Source organism: Erwinia sp. B116, from assembly GCF_002865965.1.
Classification (GTDB): Bacteria; Pseudomonadota; Gammaproteobacteria; order Enterobacterales; family Enterobacteriaceae; genus Erwinia.
Genome location: NZ_JRZZ01000039.1, coordinates 2,791 through 18,364, shown reverse-complemented (window position 1 = coordinate 18,364; position 15,574 = coordinate 2,791). Strand labels below are relative to the sequence as shown.

Genomic DNA, 15,574 nt, shown 5'->3' with positions numbered 1-15,574 from the left:
TTCATCAAATATTCATCCCCGCCCCGCATTCTGCATAAATAAGCCATAGAAGAAGGAACACACTATGGCTACAACACAAGTCTCACTACGGTCTATTGCCCGAACATACGGCTACGATGAAAGTACTGTCCGTGACTGGCGAGATCGTGAAGATGGGATGCCTACCGACACGCTGAGCAATGCACAAGCCTGGATAGTATGACCTGACCCCCGTAATCCACACAAAATGTTATTAGCAACTTCCGCTTCTGGCACAGAGCAGACGTTACAGAACATAAGTAAGTTTGTCGAGTCCTGTGCAGACAGCCCTCTACGCTGCCTTAGCGACATGAAGTGACCAGATGAAGTTTCATTTAACTCAGTTGCGAAGTTGTCAGTTGCACGGTAAGCCCTGAGCAGTCTGTGACAGACGCCTAAACTGCACACCATCCCGGCTTTTACTAAAGCAGCCTTACCCGGCCGTCAGCAGTGAAGAGAATGAGGTAGCCCCTTTTGAACCACGCTGAGTGGACTATATGGCGCTTATGACCTAAAAAGAGTGATGACCAGGCTCTCCCGGTGGCACCCGCTTCCTGCTGCCCCTTTAAAGGAGTGACTCTGAGCTTTTTCAACAACAGGCACACATCTCAACTGGCTGACTGCTAACACCGGCCAAAAAGAATAAATCCACTCCCTCCCACTACAGCTGTTATATACTTCGCAGCAATCCACCGCCCTCAGCCTGTGCTCAGTCGGTCACCCTGATGACGCCAGGCACTGTGACAGTGTCACTAAATTTAACCGGAATCCCTTATGAACGAATTCTCCATCCTCTGCCGCATTCTTGGCTCGCTGTACAACCGCCAGCCGCAGGACCCGCTGCTGGTGCCGCTGTTTACCCTGCTGCGTGAAGGCAAGCTGCAGCAACACTGGCCGCTGGAGCAGGATGAGCTGTTAACCCGCCTGCAGCAGAACTGCGACCCGCAGCTGCTGGCCAGCGACTATAACGCGCTGTTCGTCGGCAGCGAGTGTAAGGTGCCGCCTTACGCGTCGCAGTGGGAGAACGGCCCGCAGGAAGCGGACGTGCGCGCCTTTTTATCCAGCCGTGGCATGCCGCTGAGCGATGCGCCGGCCGATCATATCGGTGCGCTGCTGCTGGCCGCCTCCTGGCTGGAAGACCAGTCGGAGGCCGATGAGTATCTGGCCCAGGTCACGCTGTTTGACGAGTATCTGCTGCCGTGGTGCGGTGCCTTTCTCGGCAAGGTGGAAGCCCACGCGGGCACCGCGTTTTACCGCACCCTGGCCGCAATCAGCCGCGAGGCGCTGCAGACCATGCGCGACGAGCTGGCCGAGCAGGAAGAGGGCGGCGAAGAAGAGACGGAGTAAGGGGGCAGGGATTACCCCCCGTAATCCCCGCTGTGCCTTCCCGCCAGATGCAGGCTCTGCCAGCGCGGCAGCGCCGAGCCCAGGGCAGAAGGCGCACGCGACCACAGCAGCGGCGTGCCGGGCAGCCAGAACGGCGATCGCAGCCGGGCGGCCAGGCCCCACCCGGTGAGCGCCAGCTCCTGCTCTTCGTCGGCGGCGCTTTGCGGCGGCAGGCCGCCGGGCTGCACGGTCGGCAGATAGGGGTGCTCCTGCAGCAGGCAGGCGGTGCGCGCCAGCGACAGCCGGGCGCTGAAACCGTTGTGATGCAGCACGCGCTGGCGCATCCCCTCCAGCACCGTCGCCGCCATCAGGTAGCCGGTGGCGTGATCCAGCGCCTGTACCGGTAAGGGAACCGGCGCATCGCCGCCGAAACGCTGGCGCCCGGCATCCGCCAGTCCGCAGGCCATCTGCACCAGGCTGTCAAAGCCGCGCCGGTTGCGCCACGGCCCGCTCCAGCCCCAGGCGTTGAGGCTGACGTCAATCAGCCCCGGGCTCAGCTCCTGCAGCCGTTCTTCGTCATAGCCGAGGCGGCTTAACGCATCGGCCCGGTAGCCGTGGATCAGCACGTCGCTCTGGCTTAACAGCAGCTCAAACTGGCGACGTCCGTCGGCACACTTCAAATCAAGCCGCGCGCAGCGCTTGCCCAGCGTCACCTCCTGTTCCAGCACCGGCTCCTGCCAGTCCGGCGGATCCAGACGCAGCACGTCCGCCCCCAGCCCGGCGAGGAAGCGGCTGGCCACCGGTCCGGCAATAATCCGCGTCAGGTCAAGCACCCGCACGCCGTGCAGCGGGCGCGCGGGGGGCAGCGGCCAGCGCGGCGGCGGGCCGGCGGGCTGCAGGTTCTGTTCAATCAGCGCTTCACGGCCGACCGTGTGCCCGTGGGGATGCGCCAGCCACGCCGCTTCGCTGCGTAACGCGGCGGCGCAGCCCCCGGCGGCGACCACCTCCTCTTCCAGCGCGATGGCGTTATGCCGCTGCAGCGTCTCAGCCAGCTGCTGCCGGTCGCGGTGCCGCCCCAGCACCTGCTCCATCGCCTCGCGGTGGTGTGGGGCGTTGGTATGCAGGCGGATCCAGCCGTCGGCGGTGGCGTAATCACCGGCGAAGGCGTCCCAGAGGGAGGGAAGCGCGTGGCCGATCGGCCGCAGCGCCTGGTGGAACCAGCGCGAAGCCAGTATGCCATCGATACGTGGCGGCTGCGGATTGCCGGTCAGGCTGGCGGCCGCCTGTGCCGCCAGCGCGATGCTGGTAGCCGCCAGTTCACTGACCGGAAACGCGGCGGTTAACGCCGCGTCACCGCTGACCTGCAGCGGCGGTAGTGGGGTGGTATCGTAACGTAAACCATGCCACAGCTGCTGCCACAGCGTGGTCATCAGCTCACTCTCCATGCTTCCCTCCTGATATTCAGTGAGAACGGTTGCTGCGGCGCGGCAGCCGCAGCCTGGAGAGGCGGGCATGCATGCGCAGGTTGCGCAGGTTGAGCACCGCAATCGCGGTGCCGAGAATCACCAGCAGCGCCCCGGCCACCTTAAAGCCGTTCAGGCTGTCGCCCAGAATGGTCACGCCCATCACCACCGCCAGCACCGGCGTCAGCAGTGAATAAGGCATGATCAGATTGACATTATAGTGGCGCAGCAGGCTGTACCACAGCGAATAGGCGACAATCGACGAGCCGATGGCGCTGAACAGAATGCCAAACCAGCCGCGCCAGCTTGAGTGTAGCAGTAATGTCAGCTGGTCGGATTCGGTCAGCCAGGAGGCACCGCCGACCATCGGGATCGCCAGGAACGACAGCCAGCCGGTCAGGGTCAGCGGGCCGATCGGCGGCGATTTTTTAACGATCATATTGCTGACGGCCCAGCCGAAGGCGCTGGTCAGCAGCAGCAGCAGCACCCACCCGCTGGAGATGGTCGGGCTGCCCGAAAGCACCACCACCCCGGAGAGCGAAACGGCAATGCCCAGCAGCTGTACCAGCTTCAGCTTCTCTTTTAACACCACCATCGCCAGCAGCATGGCAATCGGCGTGCCCAGCTGGACGATCACCGCCGCCGTGCCGGCATCGGTCAGGCTCAGGCTGACGAACAGCAGCGAGAAATGCATAAAGCCGAAGGTAAAGGCCAGCGGCAGCAGGTAAGCCAGCTGGTGCCGCGTTACGCGGGTAAAGGGCAGCAGAATCAGCGCCACCACGATAAAACGCAGCGTCGTCATCAGCAGCGGCGGCAGATCCTGCAGCCCCCATTTAATGGCGATGTTATTGAAAGCCCAGATTGAAACCACCAGCAAAACCAGGAAAAAATGACGCAGAGCCACCGCAGGATCCTTAAACGCGCAGAAAACGTAACAGTGCTTATCATGGCATGAAATGACGTCGCTGAGAGCCGAAACGGCACCTTTATTTCATTTTTTGACCCCTTCAGCGCCCGTGTGGCCGCCCCGGCCGTAGGGCGAGCAGGATAAGGTCATCGGTAAAAGTTATAAGACAGCTTTTCAACGACATGCGATTATTTAATGATGATTCGAATCTCACAAGGCAGGAGCCAGCGACCATGAGCGTGAAATTACCCTTAGCCATTATTCAACTGGAAACCCCGCCGCAGCCGGTCAGCCGCGAGGTGGGCGAACAGCGTCAGTGGTTCGTCGAGGCGCTGGCGCTGCGCGAGGGTGAGTACGTGGTGGTGCAGCCGCATCTCGGCGAACCGCTGCCCGATCCGGCGACAATCTCTGCGGCCGTACTGAGCGGCTCCTGGGCGATGGTCACCGATCATGCGGAGTGGAGCGAGCGTACCGCCGCGTGGATCCGCGTAGCGGTGCAGGCCCGGCTGCCGCTGCTGGGCGTCTGCTACGGCCATCAGCTGATGGCCTATGCGCTGGGTGGCGAAGTCGGCGATAACCCGAACGGCTGGGAGCGCGGTCTGCAGCAGCTGCACCGCGATGATGCGTGCGGCCAGGATCCGCTGCTGGCCGCGCTGCCGGGGAGTTTTTCCGCCTGGCTGTCGCACCGCCAGTCGGTGCTGACGCCACCACCGGGCGCACAGGTGCTGGCCGCATCGGAGCTGGAACCCTGCCAGATCCTGCGCTACACCCCCCATGCGCTGTCGGTGCAGTTCCACCCGGAGTTCACCGGCAGAATCATGACCGCCTGCCTGCAGAACAGCCTGCCCGCCAGCGAAGTGGTGAGCCTGATGCAGCACCAGCAGGAAGCCCGCTGGCCGCTGCAGCTGATGCGCGAGTTTCTGCTCAGTGAACAGCCGCAGGCGCTGCGAGCCTGATCGCAAATTAATGTAATGCAAACGGCATACAACGTTATTTTGTATGTCGTCTTCCTGTTAATTACATTGCTTATGACAACAATTAAATAAGAGGGGTAAATTCAGAACCTGTATTCAGAGGGGATTTGTATGACTGAGTTTACGCAATTTATCCTTTCCCAATACTCGACGTTATCAGTGGCATTTTTTGAAACTAAAGGCGTCGAGTATCAGGTTAAGCTGCAACACATATCTGCCGGGAATCTGTATGATTCATCGGTAATTTTCCCAAAATACTATCAGTTCAGTGCGAGAGGCTGCTGGGAAGTGACCTTTGATTTGGCTGAAAATATTACTAAAAATACGCGCTTTCAGCCACCGGCTCAACAAAGCGTGTCACCGGTGCTGGTTCTCAGGAAAATAGAGAAGGTCATTGACGATCATTACCAGCAATATCGTGGAGGAATGTACGTCTTCAGCGCCGAAAGAAAAGCGCTCGCTGAAGTCTATACCAGAATTATTAACCGCAGGCTGGGTAAAGGCACCACGCTGGAATCTGGCTTAGACCCGGACAGGAGAGGATATGTCATACGCACGCAAACGTGTTACCAGAAGGAAAACTGAGCCCGTCAACGAGCGGAAATTGCGCAATGCAGCCCGACATGCAGAGATATGGCAGGCGTTCAAAAGAGGAGAAATTACCGGCACTATAAACACCCCTGAGGGCGTGAGAATTATACGTACCGAGGCGGAGATCAGAGAGATTTATAACCTGCCGCCGAAGCCTGCACCGCTGCTGAAGGAAGATTCACCAGGCAGCAATCTGTGCAGCAACGCACAGGATCCTGGCCGGCGTCCTTATCATAACCGCTCTGTTTTCCGACCCGCAGTAGGGGGCAGCCGCGGGTAGCATCACTTTCCTTACGCCTGCGTCACAGTTTCATCATCGCCTGTCTGACATTTCAGTATCGGTTGTTATTGTTAACTGTGAGTTATTCAATTGTTAACAATGGTTCGCTGCGGCGAGTGGATGATAAAGGGGAACGATGATGCGCTATGCCTATCCGGGAAACCACGATTCACTGATTACGCTGAAAAAGCATTACGGTAACTACATTAACGGTGAATTTGTCGCGCCGGTGAACGGCCTCTACTTTACCAATACCTCGCCGGTCAACGGCTCGACCATCGGTGAGTTCCCGCGTTCGGGTATTGCCGACGTGGAGAAGGCGCTGGATGCCGCCCACGCGGCGGCCGACGCCTGGGGGAAAACTTCGGTGCAGGCGCGTTCGCTGGCGCTGCTGAAAATTGCCGACCGGCTTGAAGAACATCTGGAAACGCTGGCGGTGAATGAGACCTGGGATAACGGCAAGCCGGTGCGCGAAACGCTGGCCGCCGACCTGCCGCTGGCCGTTGACCACTTCCGCTACTTCGCCGGCTGCATTCGCGCCCAGGAAGGATCGGCGGCGGAAATCGATGAGTTTACCGCCGCCTACCATTTCCACGAACCGCTGGGGGTGGTGGCGCAGATTATTCCGTGGAACTTCCCGCTGCTGATGGCGGCGTGGAAACTGGCGCCGGCGCTGGCCGCCGGTAACTGCGTGGTGCTGAAACCCGCCGAGCAGACCCCGCTGTCGATCACCCTGTTTGTGGAGCTGATCGGCGACCTGCTGCCGAAGGGCGTGCTTAACGTGATCCACGGCTTTGGTCGCGAAGCCGGTGAAGCGCTGGCGTCACATCCGCGCATCGCCAAGGTGGCGTTCACCGGCTCCACCGCCACCGGCGGTCATATCCTCGAGCTGGCGGCGAAAAACCTGATCCCGTCCACCGTTGAACTGGGCGGCAAGTCGCCGAATATCTTCTTCGAAGACATTATGCAGGCGGAAGAGTCCTTTATTGAGAAAGCCGCCGAAGGGGTGGTGCTCGGTTTCCTCAACCAGGGCGAAATCTGTACCTGCCCGTCGCGTGCGCTGGTGCAGGAGTCAATCTACGAGCCCTTTATCGCCGCGGTGATGAAGCGGGTGAAAACCATTAAGCGCGGCGACCCGCTGGATACCGACACCATGGTCGGCGCGCAGGCGTCGCAGCAGCAGTTTGATAAGATCCTCTCTTATCTGGAGATTGCGCAGAAAGAGGGGGCGGAAATCCTCACCGGCGGTGGGGTGGAAAAACTCGGCGAGGGTCTGGACAGCGGCTACTACATCCAGCCGACCCTGCTGAAGGGCACCAACAGCATGCGCGTGTTCCAGGAGGAGATCTTCGGGCCGGTGATCGGCATTACCACCTTTAAGGATGAAGCGGAGGCCATCGCCATTGCCAATGACTCTATTTACGGGCTGGGGGCAGGGGTGTGGACGCGGGATATTAACCGCGCCTATCGCGTCGGGCGGGCGATCAAGGCGGGGCGGGTGTGGACCAACTGTTATCACCTTTACCCGGCGCACGCCGCGTTCGGCGGCTACAAGAAATCCGGCATCGGCCGTGAAACCCATAAGATGATGCTCGATCACTACCAGCAAACCAAAAACCTGCTGGTCAGCTACAGCGTGCAGCCGCTGGGCTTCTTCTGAGGCCGTAACGGCAACAGAGTGAAAACTGATAAGTCATCAGGCCGGGAAATCCCGGCCTGATTATTATTTCACGCAGATATTTTCGGCCCGGCAACGATTTAGCTATCCTGCACTGAGGCAACCATCATATTTTTCCTGAGCCTGAGCCTGAGCCTGAGCCTGAGCCTGATTCCGGCTAACCCTGCGTCACCGGTTCCGCTTCCGTTTCCTCCCCGGCGTTCTGCGTCATCAGCTCTTCCGACACGCGCAGTTCGGCCCCTACCGGCGTCATCTGCGTCAGCGGTTCAAACGGTGCTACCGGCACCGGTGCCGGCCGTTCGTTGCGCCGCCAGATAAAGAACAGCATCAGCGCCAGGTGCAGCAGGGCCAGCACCCAGAACAGCGCGCCGGTACCCGCTGCCGTCATGACCGGAGCAATACTCAGCGGGCTGACCGCCGCTCCCAGCGAATTGACCAGCAGCATTCCCTGAATCAGCTTCACCATGGTATCCGGCGGTGCGAAGTCGGCCGAGTGGCTGACGGCCACCGGATAGAGCGAGAAGATGCCGCCGCCAAGCAGAAACAGCGCCACGGCCAGCCCGGCCGGGACGGAAGCCAGCGCAAGGATAGCCAGCGACAGCACGGCGCAGAAGGCGCACAGCGCGATCATCACCACCTGACGGCTGGTTCTGTCCGACCAGCGGCCGACCGGATACTGCAGCAGCATTGCCCCCAGAATCACGCTGGACATCATATAACCGACGTAATCAACCGACAGACCCTGATGCTGCAACCACAGCGGCAGCAGCGTATAGACCGCCGCAATCGCCACCCCGGAACCCAGGCAGCCGGCAACGCCGGAGGGCGAGCTGCGCAGCAGCTTACGGGCGGAGGCCGGTGCCACCGGTTCGAGCAGCGGTGAAACGCGGGGGATCATAACCACCGGCAGCACCGACAGTGAAGCCAGAACTCCGGCGATAAGGAACGGCTGGGTCACCCCCAGGCTGTCGATCCACCCCAGCGCGGCCTGCCCGCCGGCGCCGGAGCCGTAAAGGGCGATCATATACAGCGCCAGCAGGCGGCCACGGTTCTCCTTATCTGCCGACATCAGCAGCCAGCTCTCAATAACCAGATAAACGCCAACCGAGGCCCAGCCACAGAGTAAACGCAGGGTGAACCACATCCAGGGATCGAAAATCAGCCCCTGCAGCAGGATGGTCACGGCAATCAGCGAGGCAAAGCTGCTGTAGGCACGAATATGCCCGGTGCGGGTAATAAGACGATCGCTGAATATGGCTCCCAGCGCCAGCCCGATAAAATAGGCTGAAGAGACCAGACCGGTCAGGGTTACCGGTACGCCTGCCGCGTCGAGCCGCAGTGAGGTCAGCGATGAAATAAAGCCATTGCCCAGGCTGATAATCAGCAGCCCGAGGATTGGCCCAAGAATAGCAAGCAGCAGCTGGCGGGACATGACGACTTCCTTATAGCGCAATGGGTGGCGAAGGTCGGAACGGCTCAACGCAGTGTAGCGATCCTACCCCACAAGATAGTGGATAAAAAAGGGGTGAAAAGCCATTTCCGTTCAGACACCTCGCAGCCGGGGAAATAGGCCCCCGGCGACCGCCCGTCAGTCGGCCTTGCGTTGTTCAATCAACGCGGCGATCTCCGATTCCGGCACCGCCTGGGAAAACAGATAGCCCTGCAGCTGATTGCAGCCGGCGTCGGCCAGCGCGCTCATCTGCGCGTTGTTCTCTACCCCCTCCGCCGTGACCGTCAGCCCCATGGCGTGGCCCAGTTTAACCACCGATTCAACGATGGCGCTGGAGTTTTCCGTGATGCCCAGCGACTGGGTAAAGGATCGGTCAATCTTGATTTTATCCACCGGGAAACTGCTCAGGTAGTTGAGGCTGGAGTAGCCGGTGCCGAAATCGTCCAGCGCGATGCGGAACCCGACCTGGCGAAGCTGGCTGATGATGCTCTGCGCCGCTTTCTCATCTTCCATCAGCACCCCTTCGGTGATTTCCAGTTCAATATGGGCAGGGGAGACCTGAGCACTCTGCACGATGGTGGTATAGCGCTCAACGAAGCCGCTGGCGCGGAACTGCAGCGGGGAGACGTTAACCGCGATGGTCAGGTTCGGCCAGCGTCTGGCCACCCGACAGGCCTCCTCCAGCACCCACTCGCCGAGCGATGAAATCAGCCCCATCTCTTCGGCTATCGGAATAAACTCGGTGGGTGAAATCGCGCCGTGGACCGGGTGGTGCCAGCGCATCAGCGCCTCAAGCCCCAGCACCTGCTGGCCGTGAATATCCATCAGCGGCTGGTAATGAACGGCGAGGTCGCGTTTGTTTTGCAGCGCCACCCGCAGGTCGGCACCCACCTGCTGGCGGGTTTTTACCGATTCGTCCATCACCCTTTCAAAGAAGCGGTACTGGCCGCGCCCCTGGCTTTTCGCCTCATACAGCGCAATATCGGCCTTGCGCATCATCTCCATGCGCTCGGTGGCATCGTCCGGGGCGAGGGCAATGCCGATGCTGACGCCGATCCACGTCTCAATGCCCAGCAGTACAAACGGCTGGTTCAGCGCCTCCAGCACCCGCGTTGCAAGGGCGATGGGGTCCTGCGGCGTCTGCACGTCATTTTGCAAAATAACGAACTCATCACCGCCGAGACGTCCGACGGTATCGCTTTCGCGGATCAGCGCGCTCAGGCGATGGGCGACCTCGACGATCAGCTCATCTCCGGCGTGGTGGCCATAGGTGTCATTAATAATTTTGAAGCGATCGAGATCCAGCAGCAGCAGCGCCACCCGCCCCGGCTGGCGGTTCAGGCGGCCGATGGCGTGATTGAGCCGCTCATCGACCAGCGCGCGGTTGGGCAGCCCGGTTAGCACGTCGTGAAACGCCAGATGCTGGGCCTGCGCTTCGCTGGCGCCCAGCTGCAGCAGTGAGTTGGAGAGGTTGAGTGAGGAGATCCACAGGCGGCGGATCATAAACACGCAGATTAGCGTAATCACCAGCACCACGCCGGCCACCAGCGGGGCAATCACCTGCATCATTCTGGAGCCGGGCCGGTCCGCCAGCCACTCCAGCTGGCCGATCGGTGACCCCTCAACGTTGGTCAAAAGGTAGCCCAGCCAGTCGCGCTCAATCTCCCCGGTCTGATTGAAGCGCAACCCGGTCAGCATGTTGCGCTGCGCCATGGCGTTCAGCCAGCCCTGATCGATAAACTTTACGCTGGCCATAATCAGTTTGCCGCGCCGGCTGTCGTCGCCGCTGACCTCGCCCACGGCCAGCATCGCCGGCCGGTTGTCGATCAGCGCGAAGCTGACCCGGTCGCGGCGGGCGGAGGAGACAGGGCTGGCGGACTGCATCTCGCGCAGCAGCTTGCCAACCGGCACGTTAACCCGCGAAAACTGAGCGGAATCGACCCGTCGGCCGTGATCCCACAGGAAACGCGGGGCACCGTCGGCGGCCAGCAGGTAAATCAGCTGGTGCTCAAACATGCCGGAGAGCCAGGTGCCGACGTTGTCGTCCAGCCAGCCGGCGTCCGGCGTCGGCTGTGCCAGATGGTCTTCCAGCGGCTGCCAGCGGGTCAGGCTGCGCTGCTGTTTCAGCATCTCTTCCAGGTTTTGCGTCAGCGTGGTTTGAATGATTTTCTGCTGCTGCAGCGCTTCATCGTGATTGGTACGGTCGGAGGCCCAGTACACCGCAAAGCAGGCAGCAGTTAATGTAATCAGTAAAACGGTCACCAGAGGCAGTAGTACGTCACGAATAAAAATGGCTCGAAAACTTTCGGAAATCTTCATTTTAATTATCATCCTGGCTAATTATTCTTAGAACCAGAAACCCTCTTAAATGCTAGCAGAAAACCAACATCCTCACGGTTTTACAGTAAATAATTCATTGAATGATGATAATTAAATAGCTTGACTATTAAGTATGCGTTAACAAGTTAGCGTTTTTTCTGAGCGAGCCGCGACTGCCGCCAGTTAAGCAGCGGCGTCACCGACATGCCGTGCAGCAGCACGCTGGCTACCACCAGGGTTAGCGCCATATCGCTTAACCGTGACGCTTCTGCCCCCGCTAACCCGTGGGTATAGGCCCAGGCCAGATAGTTGATACTGCCGATGCCGCGAATGCCCAGCCAGCCGATCGTCAGGCGCTGCATAGCGCTCATTCCGGCTCCGGCGGTGGCCAGCCACACCGAAAGCGGGCGGATCGCCACGAACAGCAGCAGCGCCATCCACAGCCCGTTGGCATCCCAGTGGTGGGCGAGAGTTACCCCCAGTACGATAATGATCGCGGCGGCAAACAGCCGTTCGATGGTATCGCCGAACGACAGCGCGTCGCTCACCACCAGCCCGACCGATCCGGTGGGATTGGTTTCCGACAGGCTGTGGCGGGCATTGGGGTTAACCAGTTCTTCGGCGGGTGGACGGCAGTCGCTGTCGCGGTACTCCTCCGGCGGATAAAAGCGGCTGACGCGGATCTCTGCCCGGCGCAGCCCGACCCCGGCGGCAAAGGCGGCCAGAAAGCCGGATGCATCCACCGCCTGGGCAGCGGCGTAGCTCAGGGCGATCAGCGCCAGCGCCAGGAAATCATTCGGTGCCACATCCTGATGGCTGTGGCGCAGATGGGTGGCGTACTGGCCGATCAGCCGGCCAAAGCCGAAGCCGATCAGGCAGCCCGCACCGATCGCCCACAGCACGTCAACCAGCCCCCAGCGGCCGAAGGCCGTCCAGGACAGCGCTCCCTGCTGCTCAAACAGCAGCATCGCCAGCATCAGCAGCGGCAGGGCGGTGCCGTCATTCATCCCGGCCTCGCTGGAGAGCGACACGCGCAGGTGGTCGCTGTCACGGGCGTCATTGACCGAGATCAGGCTGGCCAGCACCGGATCGGTGGGCGCGACGATGGCACCAAACGCCAGCGCCAGCGGCCAGCTGAACCCCGCCAGCCAGTGGGCGGCCAGCGTGACGCCGCCCACCGTCAGCAGCATCGCCGGAAAGGCCAGCCGCAGGCCGATCCGCCAGCCGTGGCTGTTCAGCGGCAGCCGCAGCTTCAGGCCGGTGATAAACAGCGACGCGGCCATGGCGATTTCGGTCAGATTTTTAGTCAGTTCGGCGTGCGCGGCAATATCCACCGACAGCAGGCCCAGCACCCAGGGGCCGCACAGCAGCCCGGCCAGCAGATAGAGTGCAAAGCCGGTCACCGGCCCGCGGCTGATCCAGCCCGAGGCCAGCGACATCAGTAACAGCAGACCGCCGGTGGCGGCCGTCCAGCCCAGAAAGCCCATTTTTTTCCCCACAGTGATCGAGTAACCCTTCAGTATGGACGCCAGAGGGGAAATTTGTTAACGGTAACATTTACACATACGCATTCTGTGCCCCTGGCCGCGCGGGAAAGTGCCGAAGGTTGTCAATTTCGGTGCAAAAGAGTAGTGTTAGCGCACTATTCATCCCTGTCACCATCGGTGCTGATGCGCCGGTGGCTGATGCGCGAAACCGAGGTCGTTTTGTCCATTTATACTCCTTCCCAGCGCCCAAGACGCTTACGCCAGACCGCTTCTCTCCGCTCCCTGTTCCAGGAAAGTGCTCTCAGCATCAACGATCTGGCGCTGCCAATCTTCGTTGAAGAGGGTCTTGACGACTACAAACCGATCGCCGCCATGCCGGGCGTGGTACGTATTCCGGAAAAACGGCTGGCGTATGAAATCGAGCGTATTGCGAAAGCGGGCATTCGCTCGGTGATGACCTTCGGTATTTCCCACCATACCGACGCCGACGGCAGCGATACCTGGAATGAGAACGGGCTGGTGGCGCGCATGTCGCGCATCTGTAAAGAGACGGTGCCGGAGATGATCGTGATGTCCGACACCTGTTTCTGTGAATACACCAGCCATGGCCACTGCGGCGTGCTGCACGACCACGGCGTGGATAATGACGCGACGCTGGTTAACCTCGGTAAGCAGGCGGTGGTGGCCGCGGCGGCGGGTGCCGACTTTATCGCTCCTTCTGCGGCGATGGACGGTCAGGTCGGGGCGATTCGCCAGGCGCTGGACGCGGCGGGCTTTACCGACACGGCGATCATGTCCTACTCCACCAAGTTCGCCTCCTCCTTCTACGGCCCGTTCCGCGAAGCCGCCGGCACCTCGCTGAAGGGCGATCGTAAAACCTATCAGATGAACCCGATGAACCGCCGCGAGGCGATCCGCGAGTCGCTGATTGATGAAGCCGAAGGGGCGGACGCGCTGATGGTCAAACCGGCCGGTGCCTACCTCGATATTCTGCGCGACGTGCGCGAGCACAGCCGCCTGCCGTTAGCGGCTTACCAGGTGAGCGGTGAGTACGCGATGATCAAGTTTGGCGCGCAGGCCGGTGCAATCAGCGAGATCGACGTGGCGCTGGAGAGCCTGGGGGCGATCAAGCGCGCCGGTGCGGACATTATCTTCAGCTACTTCGCACTCGATCTGGCCGAGAAAAAAATTCTGTAATCGGTGATGGCGGCGGCCCGGAGCATCGGGGACAGAGCGAAATCTGGTTTTGATATTGAGATCGGCAAATCAGCGACTTCTTCTGTCGGCCAACGCGGCTGACAGAGTGGCCGGTTAGCCAACGGTTTTTTGTGGGGCGGGCGATAGCGGATGCGATCCCCTGCCCTCAGCCCGCCTTCAGCACCATCACCGCATAACGGCAGGGCTGGCCGCTCCGATTGCTGAACGCGCAGTCGGCCGGGTCGCCCAGCTCAAGGCAGTCGCCTGCCGCCATCTCAAACACCTTGTCACCCTCCTGGAAGGTCAGCGCGCCTTCCAGCACCCAGATCAGCTGCCGCCGCGAAAAATAGGAGATCGCCGCCATCGGCACCGTCACGCCGGCCGGCAGCTCAACGTTAACCACGTCCAGCGGCAGCGTGCCGGGGGAGACGTGGCGGCGAATGTAGCCGCTTTCCGGATCCTGCCACACCGGCTGTTGCGCGTGGCGCAGCAGGGTGCCGGGCTGGATCTCACTCTGGGCGATCAGCTGCGACATGCTCATGCCAAAGGCGCCGGAAAGCCGCGCCAGCAGCGCGGCGGTCGGGCTGCTTTCGCCGCGCTCCACCTTGTGGATCATCGCCCGCGACACGCCGGACTGCTGTGCCAGTTCGGTCAGCGACCAGCCGCGCGATTCCCGCTCCAGCCGTACCCGCTGACCGATACGGCGGTTGATATCGTCTTCTTTACTGGACAATTCATCTGTCATAGTGGATAACTACCATAGTAAAACATTCGTCTACTTTAGTGACATAATCCCGGGGTGTCCAGCCATGCAGATTCGTGATGCAGCCAAACGCGATGCGCAAGTGCTCGCAGAGATTTACAACGACGCCGTACTGAACGGCACAGCGATCTGGACCGACCGGACGGTGGACAGCGCCGACCGGGTAGCCTGGATCACCCAGCGTCAGCAGGGCGGTTTTCCGGTGCGGGTGATGGTCGATGCCGCTGACCGGGTGCTGGGCTACGCCTCTTACGGCGACTGGCAGTCGAAGGACGGCTACCGTTTTACCGTGGAACATTCGGTGTACGTGCACAAAGACGCACGCGGCCAGGGTATCGGGCGTCAGCTGATGATTGACCTTATCCGGCTGGCCCGCGAGCACGGCAAACACGTGATGGTGGCGCTGATTGAATCGGGCAACCGGGCATCGATTGCCCTGCATCAACAGCTGGGCTTTGTCGACTGCGGGCGGGTGAATCAGGTCGGCTGCAAGTTTGGCGAGTGGCTGGATCTGACCTTTATGCAGCTGCGGCTGGACGATCGCGTTACGCCCTGAGGCGGGCCACGATGAGTCAGCGGTTTTCCTTTTGAACACCCTCAGCAACCCTAAACCGGGGGCATCAGCGGGCGCTGTGGTTAGTGGCGGCGCGATACAGCGCCTCTGCCGGGGGAGGGGGATCCCCGGACACCGAGTACAGTGACGCCGGCACCGGGCCGAGCCGGAACAGCATCGCAATAGCGACAGCGGCGGGCGCGAAGGCGGTCACCAGCGCAACGTCACCGGCGCGCATCTGCGGGTGGGTGAACAACGCGATCAGGGCAAAGAAGTTCTGCGCCGGCCCCAGGCTGCCGTAATGCGGGAACAGCGAAACCATGCGCTGCCGGGTGATGCCCAGCGCGTTGGCCGCGGCCTCTGCCGCCCAGGGAACCGGGTCGTAGAAATGGAAGGCGGCAGGATCGGCAAGGCCGATACCTGCCTGCCGGCACAGGGCGTCGCAGCAGTGCAACAGGGTTGCCGGGTAGCGTGCGGCGAGCGCCCTGCCGGCCGCGGGATCGTAGCTGACCCAGGGCTGCAGGGCGGGGTGATAGCGGAGTGGTGCGTAGTCACAGGTGCCGATGCT

The 15,574-nt window shown here is 61.0% G+C and carries 13 protein-coding genes; 6 read left to right on the top strand and 7 right to left on the bottom strand.

Annotation, left to right across the window (positions count from 1 at the left end; all coding sequences use genetic code 11):
• Positions 1-792 precede the first annotated feature (792 nt).
• The gene (locus tag NV64_RS19215; protein WP_101506579.1) at positions 793-1,365 is read left to right on the top strand and encodes a molecular chaperone; all 573 of its coding nucleotides are present in this window, start codon (positions 793-795) and stop codon (positions 1,363-1,365) included.
• 11 nt (positions 1,366-1,376) lie between these two features.
• Here NV64_RS19215 and NV64_RS19210 read toward each other — a convergent pair whose 3' ends face one another.
• A complete protein-coding gene (locus tag NV64_RS19210; RefSeq protein WP_101506578.1) occupies positions 1,377-2,789 on the bottom strand; it encodes a CoA transferase in 1,413 nt (470 codons plus the stop codon).
• Positions 2,790-2,805: 16 nt separating this feature from the next.
• Positions 2,806-3,711 (bottom strand): DMT family transporter, encoded by a 906-nt coding sequence (locus NV64_RS19205; protein WP_101506577.1) that lies wholly within the window; start codon positions 3,709-3,711, stop codon positions 2,806-2,808.
• Positions 3,712-3,947: 236 nt separating this feature from the next.
• Between NV64_RS19205 and NV64_RS19200 the strand changes: the two genes are divergently transcribed.
• The 3 genes from NV64_RS19200 to NV64_RS19190 all read left to right on the top strand — a co-directional run bounded on the left by NV64_RS19200 (position 3,948) and on the right by NV64_RS19190 (position 7,219).
• Positions 3,948-4,670 (top strand): glutamine amidotransferase, encoded by a 723-nt coding sequence (locus NV64_RS19200; RefSeq protein ID WP_101506576.1) that lies wholly within the window; start codon positions 3,948-3,950, stop codon positions 4,668-4,670.
• A 129-nt stretch (positions 4,671-4,799) separates the two neighbouring features.
• The gene (locus NV64_RS19195; protein ID WP_101506575.1) at positions 4,800-5,273 is read left to right on the top strand and encodes a hypothetical protein; all 474 of its coding nucleotides are present in this window, start codon (positions 4,800-4,802) and stop codon (positions 5,271-5,273) included.
• 425 nt (positions 5,274-5,698) lie between these two features.
• The gene (locus NV64_RS19190; protein ID WP_056234090.1) at positions 5,699-7,219 is read left to right on the top strand and encodes an aldehyde dehydrogenase family protein; all 1,521 of its coding nucleotides are present in this window, start codon (positions 5,699-5,701) and stop codon (positions 7,217-7,219) included.
• A 175-nt stretch (positions 7,220-7,394) separates the two neighbouring features.
• Here the strand turns inward: NV64_RS19190 and NV64_RS19185 are convergent, their stop codons facing one another.
• The 3 genes from NV64_RS19185 to NV64_RS19175 all read right to left on the bottom strand — a co-directional run bounded on the left by NV64_RS19185 (position 7,395) and on the right by NV64_RS19175 (position 12,493).
• The gene (locus tag NV64_RS19185; protein WP_082502308.1) at positions 7,395-8,669 is read right to left on the bottom strand and encodes an MFS transporter; all 1,275 of its coding nucleotides are present in this window, start codon (positions 8,667-8,669) and stop codon (positions 7,395-7,397) included.
• 156 nt (positions 8,670-8,825) lie between these two features.
• Positions 8,826-11,006 (bottom strand): bifunctional diguanylate cyclase/phosphodiesterase, encoded by a 2,181-nt coding sequence (locus NV64_RS19180; RefSeq protein WP_233209043.1) that lies wholly within the window; start codon positions 11,004-11,006, stop codon positions 8,826-8,828.
• Between the two features lie 146 nt (positions 11,007-11,152).
• Positions 11,153-12,493, bottom strand: a complete 1,341-nt coding sequence (locus tag NV64_RS19175; RefSeq protein ID WP_101506573.1) for a sodium:proton antiporter — start codon at positions 12,491-12,493, stop codon at positions 11,153-11,155.
• 219 nt (positions 12,494-12,712) lie between these two features.
• Between NV64_RS19175 and hemB the strand changes: the two genes are divergently transcribed.
• Entirely contained in the window at positions 12,713-13,690 is a 978-nt protein-coding gene (hemB, locus tag NV64_RS19170; RefSeq protein ID WP_056234291.1) for a porphobilinogen synthase, read from the top strand.
• Between the two features lie 166 nt (positions 13,691-13,856).
• Here hemB and NV64_RS19165 read toward each other — a convergent pair whose 3' ends face one another.
• The gene (locus NV64_RS19165) at positions 13,857-14,435 is read right to left on the bottom strand and encodes an XRE family transcriptional regulator (RefSeq protein ID WP_101506572.1); all 579 of its coding nucleotides are present in this window, start codon (positions 14,433-14,435) and stop codon (positions 13,857-13,859) included.
• A gap of 64 nt (positions 14,436-14,499) precedes the next feature.
• Here NV64_RS19165 and NV64_RS19160 point away from each other — a divergent pair, with 64 nt between their 5' ends.
• Positions 14,500-15,009, top strand: a complete 510-nt coding sequence (locus tag NV64_RS19160; RefSeq protein WP_101506571.1) for a GNAT family N-acetyltransferase — start codon at positions 14,500-14,502, stop codon at positions 15,007-15,009.
• Positions 15,010-15,073: 64 nt separating this feature from the next.
• Here NV64_RS19160 and NV64_RS23500 read toward each other — a convergent pair.
• A partial coding sequence (locus NV64_RS23500) for a hypothetical protein (protein WP_158239912.1) occupies positions 15,074-15,574 on the bottom strand: 501 nt, incomplete at its 5' end.

Coding starts and splice junctions, on each gene's coding strand:
- NV64_RS19215 (WP_101506579.1), top strand. CDS start 793: ATGAACGAATTCTCCATCCTCTGCCGCATTCTTGGCTCGCTGTACAAC.
- NV64_RS19210 (WP_101506578.1), bottom strand. CDS start 2,789: ATGGAGAGTGAGCTGATGACCACGCTGTGGCAGCAGCTGTGGCATGGT.
- NV64_RS19200 (WP_101506576.1), top strand. CDS start 3,948: ATGAGCGTGAAATTACCCTTAGCCATTATTCAACTGGAAACCCCGCCG.
- NV64_RS19195 (WP_101506575.1), top strand. CDS start 4,800: ATGACTGAGTTTACGCAATTTATCCTTTCCCAATACTCGACGTTATCA.
- NV64_RS19190 (WP_056234090.1), top strand. CDS start 5,699: ATGCGCTATGCCTATCCGGGAAACCACGATTCACTGATTACGCTGAAA.
- NV64_RS19185 (WP_082502308.1), bottom strand. CDS start 8,669: ATGTCCCGCCAGCTGCTGCTTGCTATTCTTGGGCCAATCCTCGGGCTG.
- NV64_RS19180 (WP_233209043.1), bottom strand. CDS start 11,006: ATGAAGATTTCCGAAAGTTTTCGAGCCATTTTTATTCGTGACGTACTA.
- NV64_RS19175 (WP_101506573.1), bottom strand. CDS start 12,493: ATGGGCTTTCTGGGCTGGACGGCCGCCACCGGCGGTCTGCTGTTACTG.
- NV64_RS19165 (WP_101506572.1), bottom strand. CDS start 14,435: ATGACAGATGAATTGTCCAGTAAAGAAGACGATATCAACCGCCGTATC.
- NV64_RS19160 (WP_101506571.1), top strand. CDS start 14,500: ATGCAGATTCGTGATGCAGCCAAACGCGATGCGCAAGTGCTCGCAGAG.